15 protein-coding genes and 1 tRNA gene are annotated in these 18,483 nt (G+C 72.7%); 9 read left to right on the forward strand and 7 right to left on the reverse strand.

What is annotated here, in order from left to right; genetic code table 11:
• Positions 1 to 18 precede the first annotated feature (18 nt).
• From IE277_RS11420 to IE277_RS11430, 3 genes are all read right to left on the reverse strand, one after another.
• Positions 19 to 1,407 (reverse strand): M1 family metallopeptidase, encoded by a 1,389-nt coding sequence (locus IE277_RS11420; RefSeq protein WP_189951213.1) that lies wholly within the window; start codon positions 1,405 to 1,407, stop codon positions 19 to 21.
• 77 nt (positions 1,408 to 1,484) lie between these two features.
• Positions 1,485 to 5,372: a Pls/PosA family non-ribosomal peptide synthetase gene (locus IE277_RS11425; protein ID WP_189951216.1), complete on the reverse strand. Its 3,888-nt coding sequence runs from the start codon at positions 5,370 to 5,372 to the stop codon at positions 1,485 to 1,487.
• Between the two features lie 205 nt (positions 5,373 to 5,577).
• A tRNA-Leu gene (locus IE277_RS11430) sits at positions 5,578 to 5,665 on the reverse strand.
• Between the two features lie 216 nt (positions 5,666 to 5,881).
• On the opposite strand from IE277_RS11430, the gene IE277_RS11435 reads away from it, so the two are divergent.
• The 3 genes from IE277_RS11435 (at position 5,882) to IE277_RS11445 (ending at position 8,602) form a co-directional block, all read left to right on the forward strand.
• A complete protein-coding gene (locus IE277_RS11435; protein WP_189951218.1) occupies positions 5,882 to 7,207 on the forward strand; it encodes a M20/M25/M40 family metallo-hydrolase in 1,326 nt (441 codons plus the stop codon).
• Positions 7,208 to 7,353: 146 nt separating this feature from the next.
• Positions 7,354 to 7,587 (forward strand): chaplin ChpH, encoded by a 234-nt coding sequence (chpH, locus tag IE277_RS11440; RefSeq protein WP_189951220.1) that lies wholly within the window; start codon positions 7,354 to 7,356, stop codon positions 7,585 to 7,587.
• 163 nt (positions 7,588 to 7,750) lie between these two features.
• Positions 7,751 to 8,602, forward strand: a complete 852-nt coding sequence (locus IE277_RS11445) for a chaplin (protein WP_189951222.1) — start codon at positions 7,751 to 7,753, stop codon at positions 8,600 to 8,602.
• 128 nt (positions 8,603 to 8,730) lie between these two features.
• Here the strand turns inward: IE277_RS11445 and IE277_RS11450 are convergent, their stop codons facing one another.
• On the reverse strand, positions 8,731 to 8,919 hold the full coding sequence (locus IE277_RS11450; protein ID WP_043407302.1) for a DUF5703 family protein: 189 nt from the start codon (positions 8,917 to 8,919) through the stop codon (positions 8,731 to 8,733).
• Between the two features lie 47 nt (positions 8,920 to 8,966).
• Here IE277_RS11450 and IE277_RS11455 point away from each other — a divergent pair, with 47 nt between their 5' ends.
• The gene (locus IE277_RS11455; RefSeq protein ID WP_189951223.1) at positions 8,967 to 9,668 is read left to right on the forward strand and encodes a hypothetical protein; all 702 of its coding nucleotides are present in this window, start codon (positions 8,967 to 8,969) and stop codon (positions 9,666 to 9,668) included.
• A 70-nt stretch (positions 9,669 to 9,738) separates the two neighbouring features.
• Here the strand turns inward: IE277_RS11455 and IE277_RS11460 are convergent, their stop codons facing one another.
• Both IE277_RS11460 and IE277_RS11465 read right to left on the reverse strand, forming a co-directional pair.
• Entirely contained in the window at positions 9,739 to 11,907 is a 2,169-nt protein-coding gene (locus IE277_RS11460; RefSeq protein ID WP_189951226.1) for a helix-hairpin-helix domain-containing protein, read from the reverse strand.
• Positions 11,904 to 12,887: an aldo/keto reductase gene (locus IE277_RS11465; protein ID WP_189951228.1), complete on the reverse strand. Its 984-nt coding sequence runs from the start codon at positions 12,885 to 12,887 to the stop codon at positions 11,904 to 11,906. Before IE277_RS11465 ends, IE277_RS11460 begins: the two co-directional genes overlap by 4 nt.
• Positions 12,888 to 13,035: 148 nt before the next feature.
• Between IE277_RS11465 and IE277_RS11470 the strand changes: the two genes are divergently transcribed.
• On the forward strand, positions 13,036 to 14,091 hold the full coding sequence (locus IE277_RS11470) for an LLM class F420-dependent oxidoreductase (protein ID WP_189951230.1): 1,056 nt from the start codon (positions 13,036 to 13,038) through the stop codon (positions 14,089 to 14,091).
• Between the two features lie 278 nt (positions 14,092 to 14,369).
• Positions 14,370 to 15,158 carry a ferritin-like domain-containing protein gene (locus tag IE277_RS11475; RefSeq protein WP_189951233.1) on the forward strand — a complete coding sequence of 263 codons (789 nt, stop codon included), beginning with the start codon at positions 14,370 to 14,372 and terminating at the stop codon, positions 15,156 to 15,158.
• Positions 15,159 to 15,203: 45 nt separating this feature from the next.
• Here IE277_RS11475 and corA read toward each other — a convergent pair whose 3' ends face one another.
• Complete coding sequence (gene corA / locus IE277_RS11480; RefSeq protein WP_189951235.1) at positions 15,204 to 16,199, reverse strand: magnesium/cobalt transporter CorA; 996 nt, start codon at positions 16,197 to 16,199, stop codon at positions 15,204 to 15,206.
• A gap of 62 nt (positions 16,200 to 16,261) precedes the next feature.
• On the opposite strand from corA, the gene IE277_RS11485 reads away from it, so the two are divergent.
• From IE277_RS11485 to IE277_RS11495, 3 genes are all read left to right on the forward strand, one after another.
• Entirely contained in the window at positions 16,262 to 16,948 is a 687-nt protein-coding gene (locus IE277_RS11485) for a histidine phosphatase family protein (protein WP_189951237.1), read from the forward strand.
• A gap of 99 nt (positions 16,949 to 17,047) precedes the next feature.
• Positions 17,048 to 17,638, forward strand: coding sequence for a DUF3090 domain-containing protein (locus IE277_RS11490; protein WP_189951239.1), 591 nt, complete (start codon positions 17,048 to 17,050; stop codon positions 17,636 to 17,638).
• Entirely contained in the window at positions 17,602 to 18,459 is an 858-nt protein-coding gene (locus tag IE277_RS11495) for an SCO1664 family protein (RefSeq protein WP_189951242.1), read from the forward strand. Before IE277_RS11490 ends, IE277_RS11495 begins: the two co-directional genes overlap by 37 nt.
• Positions 18,460 to 18,483 lie beyond the last annotated feature (24 nt).

Below are 18,483 nucleotides of genomic sequence, written 5' to 3' on the forward strand. Positions count from 1 at the left end.
GTCTAGAAAGAAGCCCGTCTAGAAGGACGTCTCCGGTCCGGGAGAACGTCGCCGGCCCAGAAAGAACGTCCGGGGTGCGTCCTGGAGCGTCGGCAGCGGCGGCAGCTGCGCCCCGTACACCCACGCCTCGAACAGCGCGGCCGGCGACTCGTCGGCGAACTGCGTCACATGCTCGACGAACGCCGCCGTCGTCACCGTCCCGTTCCGGTGCGACCGCACCCAGCCGCGCAGCATGCGGAAGAACGCGTCGTCGCCCAGCGCACAGCGCACCGCGTGCACGGCCAGCCCGCCCCGCTCATAGAGCCGGTCGTCGAACATCGACCTGCGTCCCGGATCCGCCAGCCGCAGATCCTGCGGCAGCCCGGCCAGCAACCGGTGTGCCGCGGCGGCCAGTTGCTGGGCGCTGCGGCCGCCCGAGCGCTCGGACCACAGCCACTCCGCGTACTTGGCGAAACCCTCGTTCAGCCAGATGTGCCGCCAGTCGGCGATGGACACACAGTTGCCGAACCACTGGTGCGCCAGCTCGTGCGCCACCAGCCGCTCCGAACCCCGGGCGCCGTCCACATGGTTGGCGCCGAACAGCGACAACCCCTGTGCCTCGACCGGGACATCCAGCTCCTCCTCGGTCACCGCGACCGCGTACTCCTCGAACGGGTACGGCCCGAACAACTCCTGGAACAGCTCCATCATCGCGGGCTGCCGCGCGAAGTCCCGGGAGAACTCCGGCAGCAGATGCGCCGGGATATGCCCGTGCTGCGGCACCCCGCCCGGCCCGGGATCACCCAGCAGCACCGTCTGGAACTTGCCGATCGCGAGGCCGACGAGATAACTGGAGGTGGGCGCGGACTGCTCGTACACCCACGTCGTCGTCGACGCCTTCGTCGTCCGGGTCAGCAGCCGCCCGCCCGAGACCACCGCGTACGCCGACGGCGTGGTGACCGATATCAGATACGACGCCTTGTCCGCGGGCCGGTCGTTGCACGGGTACCAGGACGGCGCCCCGATCGGCTGGCTCGCCACCAGCGCACCGTCCGACAGTTCCTCCCAGCCGATCCCGCCCCAGGGGCTGGTCACCGGCTTGGGATTGCCCGACCAGTGCACCTCGACGGTGAACGCGGCCCCGGCCCGGATCGGCTTGGCCGGCTTCACCCGCAGCCTGCCGCCCCGGTGCGTGTAGTGCGGCTGCCGGCCGTCCACCCGGATCCGGCCGATCCGGAAGTCGGCCAGATTGAGCATGAACTCGGTCAGCGGCACCCTGCCCGCGATGGCGTTGATCCGGGCGGTGCCGGCCAGCCGGTTGGGGCCGGGCCGGTAGTCCAGCATGAGTTCATAGCGATGCACCCGGTACCGGGAATCGCCGTTGTCCGGGAAATACGGGTCCGGACCCGCAGACTGCTGCACTGCCACTTCCGCGTTCGCTCCCTGCGCCTTGCTCGAACCGTCCCTCCGTGCACCGGTGCCCGCAGGCACCGAGTGGCCCGCGCTCAGGGACGCCATGCCTCGATCGGGTTGCCGAGCCAGCGGGTGTCGTCCGGGACGGACTCCGCGGCCATGACGAGCGAAGCGGGCCCCAGGGTCGTACGGGCCCCGATCGCGCTGCCGGGCAGCACGATGCCACCAGGGCCCAGTGTGGCGCCCGCACGGAGGACCACAGTATCCGTCCGCAAGATCCGGTCATGGAAGAGGTGTGTCTGCAGGACGCAGCCGCGATTGACGGTGGCGCCGTCCTCAAGGGACACCAGGTCCGTCTCCGGCAGCCAGTAGCTCTCCACCCACACGCCCTTGCCGATGCGCGCGCCGAGCCCGCGCAGCCATGCCGTCATCACCGGCGTCCCCGGCACGGCCCCGGCCAGCCACGGCACGGCCAGCACCTCGACGAACGTGTCCGCCAGCTCGTTGCGCCACACGAAGGAGCTCCACAGCGGATGCTCCCCGGCCCGGTGCCGCCCCACGAGCAGCCACTTCGCGACGACCGAGACGACCGCCGCGGTGACACCCGCCCCGAGCAGCACCACACCCGACAGCGCCCAGGCCCATGGGCCGAGCGCACACAGTGCCGCCACCGTCCCCGCGGCCACCGCGGCCGAGCACAGCACCGGCACGATCCGGCACAGCTCCACCAGACCGCGGGCCCACAGCAGCCGGGCCGGCGGGTCGTACGTACGGCTCTGATCCGAGTCGGCGGCGCTGCGCGGCAGCTTCACCGGCGGCAGCCCCAGATACGAGGTGCCCTTCTTCGCCTTCTTCGGCGTCGCCGACAGCACACCGACCAGACCGCCGTCCGGCACCCGCCGGCCCGGCGCGGTCATCCCGGAGTTCCCGAGGAAGGCCCGCCGTCCGATCCGCGCGTGCCCGATCCGCACCCAGCCGCCGCCCAGCTCGTACGGCGCGGTCAGGGTGTCGTCCGCGAGGAACGCGCCGTCGCCGACCGTGGTCAGGCTCGGCAGCGCGAGCACCGTCGACACCTCGGCGCCCCGCCCGATCCGCATCCCCAGCATCCGCAGCCACACCGGTGTGACCAGCCCGGCGTACAGCGGGAACAGGGTCTCCCGGGCGCGGTCCATCAGCTGGGTCACGGTCCACGCCTGCCAGCCGACCCGGCTGTGCGTCGGATGCGTCCCCTCACGCAGCCCCAGACTGAGCGCGCGTACGCCGACCAGGATCAGCAGCGCGTACACCAGCCCATAGGCCAGCGTGGCCGGGACCAGCCCGAGCGCGGCCCCGCGCAGGGCCTCGGCGAGGGAGTGGCCGGGCACCACGAAGCGCCGGGCGACCAGCAGCGCGGCCACCCCCGCCACCAGCGGCAGCGCACTCAGCGCGAGCCCCGTGAGGCCGTACATCACCCGCCAGTACGTGCCCCGCTGCGGGCGGTCCTTCGGCCAGTTGCGCTTGGCCTTGCCGAGCTTGACCGCGGGCGCGCCCGCCCAGCGCTGACCCGTCGGGACCTGCCCGCTCACCGCCGAGCCCGGCGCCACCTCGGCCCGCTTGCCGACCCGGGCGCCCGGGAAGAGCATGCTGCGGGTGCCGACGACGGCGTGCGCGCCGACCTTGACCGTGCCGATCTCCAGCCGGTCCCCGTCCAGCCAGTAGCCGGACAGGTCGACCTCGGACTCCACGGCCGCGCCCCGGCCCACCTTGAGCATGCCGGTGACCGGCGGCAGCGAGTGCAGATCCACGTCGGGCCCGATCTTCGCGCCCAGCGCCCGCGCGTACCGCTCCAGCCAGGAGCCGGTCAGTGTGGTCGCCCCGCTGAACTCGGCCAGCCGCTCGGCCGTCCACAGCCGCAGATGCACGCTCCCGCCCCGCGGGTACCGGCCGGGCGTGAGGCCCCGCAGCAGCAGCCGGGCCCCGCCCGCCGCCACGGCGATCCGGCCGGGCGGGGTGAAGAACAGCAGCGCGCCGGCCGCCAGCAGCCACCAGGGGGCGGTCGGCAGCCAGGCGTAGCCGGGCAGCAGATTCCCGGCGGCGGCCAGGACCAGCGTCCAGCGCAGCCCGAGCAGCGTGACCAGCGGGAGGAGCAGCAGCAGCTGAAGGGCCTGGGCGCGGACCGGGACCGGCGCGACCGTCCGCCGGGCGCCGTCGTCCTGCACGGACGCCTCCAGCCGCCGGGCCAGCTTGCGCAGCACGGGCTGCTGGTAGATGTCGAGGACGGCCACGCTCGGGTAGCGGGTGCGCAGCCGGGTGGTGAGCTGGGCGGCGGCCAGGCTGCCGCCGCCGATGGCGAAGAAGTCGTCGGAGGCGCTCGTCACCGGGATGCCCAGGACCTCCGCCCACTGCTCGGCGAGCCAGGCCTCGGTGCCGTACAGATCGGCCTTGGGGGCCTGAACGCCCTCCAGCGGCCAGGGCAGGGCGTTCCGGTCCACCTTCCCGGACGTCCGGGTCGGCAGGTCGGCGACGGGCGCGAGCAGCGGCACCAGCGCGGCGGGCAGCGCGGCCCGCAGCTTCTCCACGGCCGCCGCCTGGTCCCAGCCGTCCTGTGTGACGACGTAGCCGACCAGGAGCTGGTTACCGCTGCGGGCGGTGCGCACGGCGGCCGCGGCCCCCGCCACCCCGGGCAGGGCCTGCAGCGCGGCATCCACCTCGCCCAGCTCGATCCGCCGCCCGCCGAGCTTGATCTGCTCGTCGGCCCGCCCGAGGAAGATCAGCCCCTCGGGATCGGCCTTGACCAGGTCACCGCTGCGGTACGCCCGCTCCCAGCCCAGCGACGCGAGCGGCGCGTACTTCTCCGCGTCCTTCTCGGCGTCGAGATACCGGGCGAGCCCGACCCCGCCGATCACGAGCTGCCCGCTGCCGCCCATCGGCACGGGCTCACCGGCCTCGTCGACGACGGCCAGCTCCCAGCCGTTCAGCGGCAGCCCGATCCGGATGGGCTCCTCGCCGGTCAGCAGCGCCGCGCAGGCCACGACGGTCGCCTCGGTCGGCCCGTAGGTGTTCCACACCTCGCGCCCCTCGGTGACCAGCCGCTGCGTCAGCTCGGGCGGGCAGGCCTCACCGCCGAAGATCAGCAGCCGTACGTCGTTGAGGGTCTCGGGCTCCCACAGCGCCGCCAGCGTCGGCACCGTGGACACGACGGTGATCTCCTGCTCGACCAGCCAGGGCCCCAGATCGGCGCCGCTCCTGACCTGCGAGCGCGGCACCGGCACCAGACAGGCGCCGTAGCGCCAGGCCAGCCACATCTCCTCGCAGGACGCGTCGAAGGCGACGGACAGTCCCGCCATGACCCGGTCGCCGGGCCCGATCGGTTCCTCCGTGAGGAACAGGGCCGCCTCGGCGTCCACGAACGCGGCGGCGCTGCGGTGCGTCACGGCGACGCCCTTGGGCTTCCCGGTGGACCCGGAGGTGAAGATGATCCAGGCGTCGTGCTCGGCGCCGGGCCGTGCGGCGGTGGAGCCGGACGTGGCCGCCGCGGTGGCGCCGGGGTCGGTGCCCTGGACGGCGATGGCGTGCCCGGCGCCGACCACGGCCCGCACCTCCGCCTCGCCGAACACCAGCTCGGCCCGCTCGTCCGGGTCCTCGGCGTCGACGGGGACATAGGCGGCACCGGCGGCCAGGACGGCGAGGATCGCGACGTACAGCTCGTTCGTGCCCGAGGGCACCCGCACCCCGACCCGGTCGCCGAGCCCGACCCCCGCGCCCGCGAGCCGGCGCCGCAGCCGCTCCACCTCGACGGCCAGCGCACGGTAGGTCAGACACGTCGTACCGTCGTCCAGGGCGGGCTCGTCCGGATGGGACCGCACGGTCGCGTCGAACACGTCGACCAGGGTGCGTGGCGAGGCGGCGGGCCCCGCGGAGAAGCGCGCCCGGTCGCCGAACTGCGTGCGGATCTCTTCGTCGAGCAGGCCGAGAGCGCTGCTCTCGTCTATGGCTGCCATCAGGTCCTCACGTCGGTCCGACTGAAGTAACAAGCCGGATATTTTAGTACGACGCTAGGCTTCGCCTCTCCGTCCAGCCGCCCGAGCGGGCCGTCCGGGTGACCGAGGCCGCTCGCCTCGGGTCGCTGACCTGCCGATCTTCGTATCGCGGGAGACATGGCCCACACACGACGAAGGGCCCCTGATGAACAGGGGCCCTCATTGGTGGTGTCCGAGGGGGGACTTGAACCCCCACGCCCGATAAAGGGCACTAGCACCTCAAGCTAGCGCGTCTGCCATTCCGCCACCCGGACAAGGTGTGTGTCGTGCGGAGGATTCCCTTGCGGCGGGGTTTCCCTCGCGGCGACGAAGGAAACAGTACCAGGCTTTCCGGGGTGGCTGATCACCCCCCGCTTCCGGCGGCCGGTCGCGCGTGAACGGTGTGTGACGGGCCGGGACCGGTCTTGGGCCGAGGGCGGTGGCGGAGAGAGGATGAAAGGACCACCAGCAGTGACAGCGGGAGGAAGCACGTGAGCGAGACGGACACGGCCAGGGGCGTCACCGGCGAGGACGAGGTCGTGGACCTCTGCCGCGAGCTGATCCGGTTCGACACCAGCAACTACGGCGACCACTCCGGCCCCGGCGAGCGCCGGGCCGCCGAGTGGGCGGCCGAGAAGCTCGCCGAGGTCGGGCTGGAGCCGAAGATCTACGAGTCGCACCCGGGCCGCGCCTCCACCGTGGCCCGCATCGAGGGCGAGGACCCCTCCCGGCCCGCGCTGCTGATCCACGGCCACCTGGACGTCGTACCGGCCAACGCCGACGACTGGACCCACCACCCGTTCTCCGGCGAGGTCGCCGACGGGTGCGTGTGGGGGCGCGGGGCCGTCGACATGAAGGACATGGACGCCATGACCCTCGCGGTGGTCCGCGACCGGCTGCGCAGCGGCCGGCGTCCGCCGCGGGACATCGTGGTCGCCTTCCTCGCCGACGAGGAGGCCGGCGGCACCGACGGCGCCCGCCACCTGGTCGACAACCACCCGGACCTCTTCGAGGGCGTCACCGAGGCGATCAGCGAGGTGGGCGGCTTCTCCTTCACCGTGGACGAGCAGCGGCGGCTCTATCTGATCCAGACGGCCGAGAAGGGCATGCACTGGATGAAGCTCACCGTGGCCGGCACCGCGGGGCACGGCTCCATGATCCACCGGGACAACGCGATCACCGAGCTGTCCGAGGCCGTGGCCCGGGTCGGCCGGCACAGGTTCCCGGTGCGGGTCACCAAGACCACCCGGGCCTTCCTCGACGAACTCGGCGACGCGCTCGGCACCGAGCTGGACCCGGAGGACATGGAGTCCACCCTCGCCCGGCTCGGCGGCATCGCCAAGCTCATCGGCGCGACCCTCAGCAACACCGCCAACCCCACCCAGCTGAACGCCGGATACAAGGTCAACGTCATCCCGGGCGAGGCCACCGCGCACATCGACGGCCGGTTCCTGCCCGGCCACGAGGAGGAGTTCCTCACCGACCTCGACCGGCTGCTCGGCCCGAATGTGCGGCGCGAGGACGTGCACGCCGACAAGGCGGTCGAGACCGGCTTCGACGGGGCGCTCGTGGAGGCCATGCAGTCCGCGCTGCTCGCCGAGGACCCCACCGCCAAGGCGATCCCCTACATGCTCTCCGGCGGCACCGACGCCAAGTCCTTCGACGACCTCGGCATCCGCGGCTTCGGCTTCGCCCCGCTGAAGCTGCCCCCGGAGCTGGACTTCGCCGGCATGTTCCACGGCGTGGACGAGCGGGTACCGGTCGACGGGCTGCAGTTCGGCGTGCGCGTACTGGACCGGTTCATCGACGCGTCGTGAGGCTTTGGGCCTCGGTATTCGGGCGCATGTACGGGGATGACTGGAACGGGTGAATGCGACGATCGGTTCGTAGCTTCATTAGTTCCTCCTCGTTACAGGTGATGTGACTCCGCACCTTGGGGTCGCATTGCCAACAAGGAGGAACAATGATCAAGAAGGTCGTCGCTGCTGCGGCTGCCACCGGTGGGCTGGTTCTCGCGGGCGCGGGCCTCGCCGTCGCAGACTCCGGAGCCCAGGGTGCCGCTGTGCACTCGCCGGGCGTTGTCTCCGGCAACGTCATTCAGGTGCCCGTTCACGTCCCGGTGAACGTCTGCGGCAACACGGTCAATGTGATCGGGATCCTGAACCCCGCCTTCGGCAACACCTGCATCAACAAGTGACGACGACCTCCTCACGGGGGGGACGTCATTTTTGAGCCGTCGGCCCCGGAGCGCGTGCCATGCGCTCCGGGGCCGACCGGCCTCTTGCGCAAAGACGCGACCCGCGAGGGTCGCAACGCAATTCGCGAGGCACAGCAGGATTGAAGGCAGGGGAAATCAGAAGATGCGACAGGGCACCCGCAAGGGCCTGATGACGATGGCGGCGGCCACCGGTGTGATCGCCGCCGCGAGCGGCTATGCCCACGCCGACGCGGGGGCGTCCGGCTTCGCCGCCGGCTCGCCCGGCGTACTGTCCGGCAACACCGTGCAGGTGCCGGTGCACGCGCCGGTCAACGTGTGCGGCAACACCGTGAACGTCGTCGGGCTGCTCAACCCGGCGATGGGCAACAGCTGCGCCAACCACGGCGGTACTTCGGGGGGTAGCGGCGGCTCCGGCGGCTCAGCCGGCTCCGGCGGCTCGCACGCGGGCGGACACACCAGCGGTTCGCCCGGCGTCGGTTCCGGCAACACCGTGCAGGTGCCGATCGATGTGCCGGTGAACGCCTGCGGCAACAGCGTGGACGTCATCGGGATCGGCAACGCCACCACGGACAACGACTGCACCAACGGAGGCGGCGGGGACCACGGCCAGCCGCCGGGCGGCGGCCACGGAAACCCGCCCGGAAAGCCGGGTCACCCCGGACACCCGGGCCACCCCGGTCATCCGGGGCACCCTGGTCACCCCGGACACCCGGGCCAGCCGGGTCACCCGGGCAAGCCGGGGCACCCCGGGCAGCCCGGTCACCCGGGGCACCCGACGACCCCGCCCGGCAAGGGCGGGCACACGCCCCACGGCCCTGGGGGAACCCACGGGTCCACGCCGGTCGGGCAGGGTGGCCGCTCCACCCCGCCCCTGACCAACGGCCAGCTGGCGCACACCGGCAGTGATCTGCCGGTGGGCCTCGCGCTGCCGGCCGGTGCGGGCGCGCTGCTCGCGGGAGCGGTGCTCTACCGCAAGGCGCGGCCCACCGTGTAACCGGCCACGCCGAGAACACCGCGACCACCGGACCCGGGGAAGCCGGGCCGGCGCGGTGAGCCGTCATCCGCGGCAAACGGAGCGGGCCCTGCCATGTCGGCGGGCCCGCTCCGTTCAGCTCTCCAGGATCACCATGTGGCACGCACCTGGCGGATGATCCGCCGGCGCAACCGCACCTTGCGGCTGCCGTCACGCAGCAGACTCAGTCGGTCCAACTCCCAGTGTCCGTACTCGGCGTGGTCTGTCAGTAGACGTGTGGCTTCCTTGCGGGACACCCCGCGCGGCACATACACGTCGACAAATTCGTATTCCGGCATCGCATCTATTGTGCGGGCTGGGCCCCGGTACGGATAGCGTCTGCACTATGTCTGATGCTGCGCAGCCCACCGCTGCCGAGGTACGCGCCGCCGCCGAGGCGGTCAAGACCGCCCTCGATCGTCATCTGGCGGCCGTCGAACGCAGGTCGGGGGAGGACGACCCGGCCGTCTTCGAAGCGTTCAACCAGCTGGCCGCGGCCGCCGAGGCGTACGACGAGCTGCTCTACGACCGCTACGACGAGGTCACGCCCTTCGAGATCCCCGGGTCCGAGGAGCTGCCGCCGTACGCGGGTCCCGAGGAACCGAACGCGGTCAGCGTGCTGATCCGCCGCGACTACTCCGTGGCGGAACCCCAGCGGCTGCTGGCACAGGCCGAGCGGATCGAGGCGGCGGAGTACGACGCCGCCGGCGGCCTGGCCGAGAACGCCGCGGGCACGGTTCCAGGGGCGCTGGGCGTGCTGTTCGGCGAGTTCGAACCGGACGAGATCGCGTCCCGGCACAAGGAGTTCGGCCTGGAGGAGGGCGACTCCACGCTCTGGGTGACCGCGGCGGACGAGTCCCCCGAGGCGGGCGAGTGGCTGGAGGCGCCGTTCGACCACGTCGATCCGCAGCGGGTGGTGTGCCGCTTCGATGTGAGCGCCGTGTTCGACGACGACGTCTCCGACGAGGGCGACGAGGACGACGACCTCGAGTTCGTCGAGGACGAGGCCGAGGACGGGGATCTGGAGCCGCTCGACGCCGAGAAGTGACGGAGTCCGGCGGTGCCGAGCCCGGCGGTGCCGGTGGCCAGGGGCCGGTTCGGCACCGCCGGACAGAGCGCTAGTCGTTCGTGACCTGCGTGCGCAGCAGTGTTTGCAAGCGGGTCGTGCGCGGCTTGGCCGACGTCTCCGCCACCGCCTTCGGCAGGGCCTGTTCCAGTCCGTGGACCACGGACAGATGCCGCTCCGCCCTCCCGAACGCCGTGTACACCCAGGGTCTGCTGAGCGCCTGCGCCGCGTCGCCGGGCAGCACCACGACCACCGCCGGCCATCGCGCGCCCACCGCCTGGTGCGCGGTCAGCGCCCAGCCGTGCCGCACGGCGCCCTCCACCCGCTCGCGCGGTACGACCACCGGGGCGCCCGCACACGACAGGTGCAGCCCGTCCGCGTCGGCCTTGACGACCGAGCCCGGCACCGCAGTGCCCGGGGCGGGGGAGTAGGCGATCCGGTCGCCGGGGTCGAAGCCGCCGAAGCGGCCGGGGCCGGGGTTGAGGCGTTCCTTCAGCGCGGAGTTGAGGGCCCTGGTGCCCGCGGCGCCGCCGTGTCCCGGGGTGATCACCACGGTCTGGTCGGCCGGCACCCCGATCGCCCGCGGCACCGAGTCCGCGACCAGCTGGACGGTCCGGTGCACGGCCTCGCCCGCGTCCCGCACCGGGACGATGACGATCTCCTTGCCCGGGGCCTCGACCTGGTTCAGCTCGCCGATGCCGACGCCCGAGACCAGCTCGCCGATCGGGCCGGGGTCGGGGATCCGGGAGGCGATCTGCGGGCAGACACGGGCGGCGAGCAGATCGGCGAAGACCCGCCCGGGACCGGCCGACCACAGCACCGCCGGGTCGCCGCTGAGCACCAGCCGGGCCCCGTCGGGCAGCGACTCCACCAGCATCGCGGCGCTCTCCACGTCGAGCTGCGGCCCGTCCAGCACGATCAGCAGATCCAGCTCCAGCGCGCCGTCCGCGTCCCGGCCCGGCCCCTCGGCGCCGGACAGCAGTCCGGCGACCGTGCCCACGCCGTGCTCCGCCGGGTCCGCCCCGGGCCGTGCGGCCAGGCGCCGGCGTCCGTCGGGTGTGTGGCACACGGCGAACGCCCGCAGGCCCGCAGCGCGCGCGGCACCGAGCAGAGCGGCCGGTTCGGCGCGGGCCGCCTCCCCGCCGGTGTGCAGCACCAGGCCGTGCCCGGCCACCGCGCGGGCCAGCTCGGCCGCGCCGTCGGACACCGTGCCGGCGGCCGACTGCCAGGCCCGGTCGGTCTCCTTCGACAGTGAGTTGACCAGCCGGGCCAGGCCGTCGGCGAGGCTCTCCTCGGCCAGTGCGTACCGCTCCAGGCCGACCAGGACCCGGACCGGGCGCTCCTCCTCCTGCTCGCCCTCTTCCGTCTGCCGCGGGGCAGCGGCTCCCGGCTCCTCCAGGGCGTCCTGGAACGCCAGCGCCTCGCCCTCCGCGAGGGTGCTCTGCACCGCCGCGTCCGGGTCCGGCACGTTCTGCCGGCCGAGCGCCGCGATGAGCGTGGGCAGTTCCAGCGCGGTGTGCCCGGCCAGGGCCGCCTGCTCCAGCAGCCAGACGGTGACCGCGCGCCCCCGCCGCTCGTCGCCCGGACCGCAGGCGGTGCCGAGCAGCGCCCGCGCGAACCCGTCGGCCTGGTCGGGCCGTACACCGCCGATCCGTAGCAGCTGCCAGGGGTCCTCGCGCAGCGCCGCGTCGGCGCCCTCGCCGAGCGCGGCGGCCACCTGGGGCGCCAGGGCCTCGGGGGCGCCGCCCTCGGCGAGCACACCGCGGACGCTCTCCACCGTCTGCGGCGCGGGGGCGCCGGGCGCCCTCGGGGCGGGCGCGGTCTGCGGCCGGCGCACGGGCTCCGGGGCCGGGCGGCGCGGCGCCGGAGCCGGCTCGGCGAACGCCGGGGCGGCCGGCTTGTCGCCGCTCTCCACCGCGCGCACCGCGGCGAGCAGGTCGGCCGCCTTGCCGCTGAGCTTGGCGCCGCTTGCGATCGGGCCCTGCTTCTCCGCCTTGCGCCGCTCGATCCGCTCCCGCTCGACCCGCTGCGCCGCCAACTCGGCATCCGCCTCGGACACCTGGGCCGCCGCGCCGTCACCGCCCTCGGCCTCGCCCGCGGCCTCACTGCCGCCGTCCGCGCGGCCGTCCTCCGGCGCGGGCGTGGTGTCCCCGCCCGGGGCCTCGGGTGTGTCCGGCGTCCCCGGCCCGGCTTCCTCCGTGGTCTCCGGCTCCGTGCTCACAGCGTGCTCCAGTGGTGATCGGGATAGCGGTGCACGGGCGCCGACACATCGTCCAGCGCCCGGCAGATCTCGTCAGGAAGACTAAGGGCCTCCACTGACAACGCCGCCGAGAGCTGCTGCGCGTTGCGCGCGCCCACGATCGGCGCGGCCACGCCCGGCCGGTCCCGGACCCAGGCGAGGGCCACCTGCAGCGGGGTGACGGCGAGCCCGTCGGCGGCCGTCGTCACCGCATCCACGATGCGGGTCGCCGTGTCGTCGAGGTAGGGCTCCACGAAGGGGGCCAGATGCTCGGAGGCGCCGCGCGAGTCGGAGGGAGTGGTGTGCCGGTACTTCCCGGTCAGAACGCCCCGGCCGAGCGGGGAGGAGGGCAGCAGACCGATGCCGAGATCGAGCGCGGCCGGCAGCACCTCGCGCTCCGCGCCCCGCTGCAGCAGTGAGTACTCCAGCTGCGTGCCGGCCAGCCGGGTGCGGATGCCGGGCGCCGCGAGCTGCCAGGTGGCGGCCTTGGCGAGCTGCCAGCCGCAGAAGTTGGAGACGCCGGCGTAGCGCGCGCGGCCGCTGCTCACCGCTATGTCGAGGGCCTGGAGGGTCTCCTCCAGCGGGGTCTCGGGGTCGTAGGCATGGATGTGCCACAGGTCGACGTACTCCGTGCCCAGGCGGGCGAGGGAGGCGTCGAGCGCGGCGAGCAGATGGCCGCGGGAGCCGTCGAAGCGGCGGTCGGGGTCGGGGACGCTGCCCGCCTTGGTGGAGATCACCAGGTCCCGGCGCGGCACCAGGCCGGCCATCAGCTGTCCGAGCAGATACTCCGACTCGCCGTCGCCGTACACGTTCGCGGTGTCGACGAGGGTGCCGCCGGCCTCCCAGAACGCCTTCAGCATGTCCGCGGCGTCATGCTCATCGGTGTCCCGGCCCCAGGTGAGGGTGCCGAGTCCGATCCGGGACACACGCAGGCCGGTACGGCCGAGATGCCTCTGCTCCATGCGGGCGAGATTACTGGCCAGAACCCGTGCGGTGGGTGGCCTGTGGACAACCGGCGTCGCCGGGCGCCCGACGCGACTGCCCGCAGCCGTCCATCCACGCTATGGTCACCCCCACAGGGACGTTACTCATGGGTAAGGGGAATCGGCCATGCAGCTCGGACTCAACCTCGGCTACTGGGGTGCCGGAATGGACGGGGACAATCTGGCCGTCGCGCAGGAGGCCGACCGGCTGGGCTTCTCCGTGTGCTGGGCCGCCGAGGCCTACGGCTCCGACGCGGCGACGGTCCTGTCCTGGGTCGCCGCGCAGACCGAGCGCATCGACGTCGGCTCCGCCATCTTCCAGATCCCGGCCCGGCAGCCCGCGATGACGGCGATGACCGCGGCCACGCTGGACTCGCTCTCCGGCGGCCGCTTCCGGCTCGGCCTCGGGGTCTCCGGCCCGCAGGTCTCCGAGGGCTGGTACGGCGTCAAGTTCGACAAGCCGCTGGCCCGCACCCGTGAGTACGTGGAGATCGTCCGCAAGGCGATGACCCGGGAGCGGCTGTCGTACGAGGGTGAGCACTGGACGCTGCCGCTGCCGGACGGTCCGGGCAAGCCGATCAAGCTGACCGTGCACCCGCAGCGCGAGCACATCCCGCTCTACATCGCCGCGATCGGCCCGAAGAACCTGGAGCAGACCGGCGAGATCGCCGACGGCGCCCTGCTGATCTTCCCCTCCGCCGACCACCTTGAGGACACGACCCTCACCTACCTGCGCGCGGGCCGCGAGAAGGCGGGCCGGACGCTCGACGGGTTCGACGTCTGCCCGACCCTGCCGCTGGCCGTCGGCGAGGACAAGGACGTGGCCCGCCTCGCCGACACCTTCCGCCCCTACACCGCGCTGTACGTCGGCGGCATGGGCAGCGCCAAGCAGAACTTCTACAACCAGCTGGCCCAGCGCATGGGATACGGGAAGGAGGCCGCCGAGATCCAGCGGATGTACCTGTCCGGAGACAAGCAGGGAGCCGCGGCCGCGGTCCCGCAGGAGCTTATCGACAAGACGACACTGCTGGGCTCCGTCGACCGCATCGCCGACCGGATGAAGGCCTACGCCGCCGCCGGTGTCACCACCCTCAGCCTCGCCCCGGCCGGCTTCACCCTGGAGGAGCGGATCGCGTCCCTGCGCGCCGGCAGCGAGGCCCTGGAGCGCGCGGGACTGGCCTAGGGGGAGGCCTAGGGACGGCCTAGGGGCTGTCCGAGGAGGCTTCAGCGGCCGTGGTGGGGGCTCGGGGGTCTTCCCCGCCACGGCCGTCGCCGGGAACAACGCGCCGGGCGGCGCCCGGTTACGACCCCGGTGTTCCTTCTTTCGGCCGAGTCTTCAGACATCCGTGTTGCGCCTCACCTCCGCCCGCATTTGACTCGTTCTTTGCGGAATAGTGCGGAATGGCGCGGAATGCCGTGGAACATACGCGGAAGCCGCGGAGCCGTGGAGAGGTGGCGTCCATGCTGTCGGCCAGGAGTCTGTTCCAGGAGATCCTCGACAACGACGAGTCGTTCCGGCTCTTCTGCTCCATCGCCGCCGGCGGGGAGTCCCAGGGCGGCTGGGAGAACGCACGGATCGCGTCCCTGGTGCCGAGCGCCGAGCGCGCCCTGGCCCCGAAGATCACCCGCCACGGCGCCGACGAGGACAAGCACGGACGCATCTTCGGCGCCCTGATGAGCAGGCGCGGGCTCACCCCCGTCGCCGTACCGCCCGAGACCGACTACACGATGCTCCTGGAGCACGGCGGCATCGGACTCGCCCACGACCGGCTGCGCCGCGACGAGCCGCTCACCGTGCGGGACATCATCGTCTACCTCTCCCACAGCCGCGTCACCGAACAGCGCGCCGCCGACCAGATGGTGATGCTCCGCCGGTACTTCGGCGACCACCCCGAGGTCGGCAAGGCCGTACGCATGATCGCGGACGACGAGGACAACCACCTCGCCTACACCCACGAGGAACTGCTGCGGTTCGCCGCCGCCGGGCACGGCCGGCTGATCCGGTCCACCCTGCGCCGCTACGCCCTCGCCGAGATCCGCGTCTACCGGGACGTCAGCCTCGCCGTGATGGCCCGCATGGGCCGCATCCTGGGCTGGCCCAGGACCAGGTCCGCGCTGCTCGCGGCCGGTATCCACGCCGTGTACGGCTATGAGCGCCTCGCCGGCTGGCGTCGCATGGTCGCCCTCAGCATGCCCGAGCGCCGCGACGCCCTCGGCGGCCCCGGCGCCCCCGCCCACGGGTTCGCCTGAGCGGTACAGGCCCGTACAGGCCCGTACAGGCCCGTACGGCGGGCCTCACAGCCAGCCGCGCCGCTTGAACAGCTGGTACAGCAGCACCTCCAGCGCGGCCATCAGCAGGATCACCGCCGGATACGACCACAGCCAGTGCAGCTCGGGCATGTGGTCGAAGTTCATGCCGTAGATCCCGGCGATCATCGTGGGCACCGCGGCCATCGCCGCCCACGCGGAGATCTTCCGCATGTCGTCGTTCTGCCGCACGCTCATCTGCGCCAGATGCGCCGCGAGGACGTCCGACACCAGCCGGTCCAGGGCCTCCACCGACTCGTTCACCCGCAGCAGGTGGTCGCCGACGTCCCGGAAGAACGGGCGCGCCTTGTCGTGCACGAAGGGAATCGTGCCGCCGAACGGGCCGGAGCCCGCCAGCCGGGTCAGCGGCAGCACCAGCGGGCCGGTGGCCCGGCGGAACTCCAGGATCTGCCGTTTGAAGCCGTAGATCCGCGACGCGGTGTGCCGCGAGCCGCCGCCCTCCGGCCGGAACACCTCCGCCTCCAGCTCCTCCAGATCGTTCTGCAGCTCCGTCGCCACCTCCAGATAGTGGTCGACGACGGCGTCGGAGATCGCGTACAGCACCGCGGTCGGGCCCTTGTCCAGCATCTCGGGCTCCTCCTCCAGCCGGTGCCGTACGGCGGCCAGGGGCGAGTGCTCGCGATGGCGGACGGTGACCACGAAGCTGTCGCCGATGAACACCATGATCTCGCCCGACGAGACGGTGTCGTGGTCCGCGTCGTACAGGACCGGCTTCAGCACCATGAACAGCGAGTCGTCGTACACCTCCAGCTTGGGCCGCTGATGCGCGTTCAGGGCGTCCTCGACCGCCAGCGGATGCAGCACGAACTCCTGGGTGACCAGGTCGAACTCCCGCTCGGAGGGCTCGTACAGGCCGATCCACACGAACCCGCCCGCCGCCCGCGCCTCGGCGAGCGCGTCGGACAGGTCCTCCGGGCCCTCGGTGCGGTGTCCGTGCCGGTAGACGGCGCAATCGACGATCACGGAGCGCATTCTCCCCTCGCCCGGCCGCCGTCGCATGTGCTGATACGCCTACCCTGGGCCGCATGCCCACGCTGATCCTCGTCAGGCACGGACGTTCCACCGCCAACACCTCCGGAGTGCTCGCCGGCTGGACGCCCGGCGTCGCCCTCGACGAGCGCGGCGCCGCGCAGGCCGCCGCGCTGCCCGCACGGCTCGCCGCGCTGCCGCTCAGCGAGGTCGTCACAAGCCCGCTGCAGCGCTGCCAGGAGACCCTGCGGCCGCTGCTGGAGGCCCGCCCCGGGCTGCGCGCCCACACCGACGAACGGATCGGGGAGTGCCACTACGGCGACTGGTCCGGCCGCAAGCTCGCCGAGCTGACGGACGAGCCCCTGATGGAGGTCGTCCAGGCCCATCCCTCGGCCGCCGCGTTCCCCGGCGGCGAGTCCCTGCGCGCCATGCAGACCCGCGCCGCCGAGGCCGTACGCGAGTGGAACGTGCGCGTGGAGCGCGATCACGGCGCCGACGCCGTCTATCTCATGTGCTCCCACGGTGACATCATCAAATCCCTGGTCGCCGACGCCCTCGGCCTCCATCTCGACCTGTTCCAGCGGATCTCCGTGGAACCGTGTTCGGTCACCGCGATCCGCTACACCCGCCTTCGGCCGTTTCTCGTTCGCCTCGGCGACACCGGGGATTTCGCTTCCCTCGTTCCGCGCGAGGAACCAGGTGAGGGCGACGCACCGGTCGGGGGTGGTGCGGGCGCACCGTGATCGTCGGCCGCAGTAGGGTGAAGCGGTCCGCACCGCCGCGGACCGGCCCGCTGAGACTCCCGTAACGCTCGAAACCCACGAATCCAATGGAGACAGGACGTGTCCCGTCAGGTGTTCCTCTACGACCCGCCGGACCGCTTCGTGGCCGGCACGGTCGGACTGCCCGGACGCCGTACGTTCTTCCTCCAGGCCACCGCAGGTACCCGGGTGACCAGCGTGGCTCTGGAGAAGACCCAGGTGGCCGCGCTCGCCGAGCGCATGGACGAACTGCTCGACGAGGTCGTACGGCGTAGCGGCGGCAGTGCCTCCGTGCCCGCCATGGCGCCCTCCGAGATCTCCGACACCGCCCCGCTGGAGACCCCCGTCGAGGAGGAGTTCCGCGTCGGCACCATGGCGCTGGCCTGGGACGGCGAGGAACAGCGCATGATCGTCGAGGCGCAGGCGCTCGTGGAGCTGGACGCCGACACCGAGGAGGACCTCGCCGAGGCCGAGGAGCGGCTGCTGCAGGACGAGGAGAACGGGCCCCCGATGCTGCGGGTCCGGCTGACCGGCGCGCAGGCCAGGGCCTTCGCCAAGCGTGCCCTCGACGTCGTCAACGCCGGGCGGCCGCCGTGCCCGCTGTGCAGCCTCCCGCTCGATCCGGAAGGACACGTATGTCCGCGCCAGAACGGATACCGCCGCGGAGCGTGACAGCCGCCGACACCGCCGAAACCGCCGACAGGGCTGCCGACGCGGCCGCCGCCGAACTGCTCGCGCGGGGTGAGCTGACCGTGCGCGGCCGGATCCGCGAGGCCTCCAACGCGGCACTGTTCTGCACGATCGCCCTGGACGGCCGGGAAGCCTCCTGCATCTACAAGCCGGTGGCCGGGGAGCGCCCGCTGTGGGACTTCCCCGACGGCACCCTGGCCGGCCGCGAGGTAGCCGCCTACGAGGTCTGCGAGGCCACCGGCTGGGGCCTCGTCCCGCCGACCGTGCTGCGCGACGGTCCGTACGGCGAGGGCATGTGCCAGCTGTGGGTCGACGTGCACGCCGAGGCGGAACTGCTCGCCCTGGTCGAGGCGGAGGAACCGGAACCTGGCTGGAAAGCGATCGGTCTGGCCGACGTCGGCGAGGGCCGTACCGCGCTCCTCGTGCACGCCGACGACGAACGGCTGCGCCGGCTCTCCGTCCTCGACGCGGTGATCAACAACGCCGACCGCAAGGGCGGTCATCTGCTGCCCACCGCCGACGGCCGGCTCTACGGCATCGACCACGGCGTCACCTTCAACGTCGAGAACAAGCTGCGCACGCTGCTGTGGGGATGGGCCGGGGAACCGCTGACGGCCGAGGCGGTCGACGTCCTCACGGGCCTGCGCGGGGCCCTCACCGGGCCGCTGGGCGAGCGGCTGGCCCCGCTGATCACGCCGGCCGAGATCGACGCCACACGCGCGCGTGTCGAGACACTGCTCGCCGCGGGAGTCCATCCCGAACCGGGCGGTGAGTGGCCGGCCATCCCCTGGCCGCCGGTGTGAGCCCGGCCCGGAACCCCCGGCCGG

This window comes from Streptomyces alanosinicus, assembly GCF_014650595.1.
GTDB classification, from domain to species: Bacteria; Actinomycetota; Actinomycetes; order Streptomycetales; family Streptomycetaceae; genus Streptomyces; species Streptomyces alanosinicus.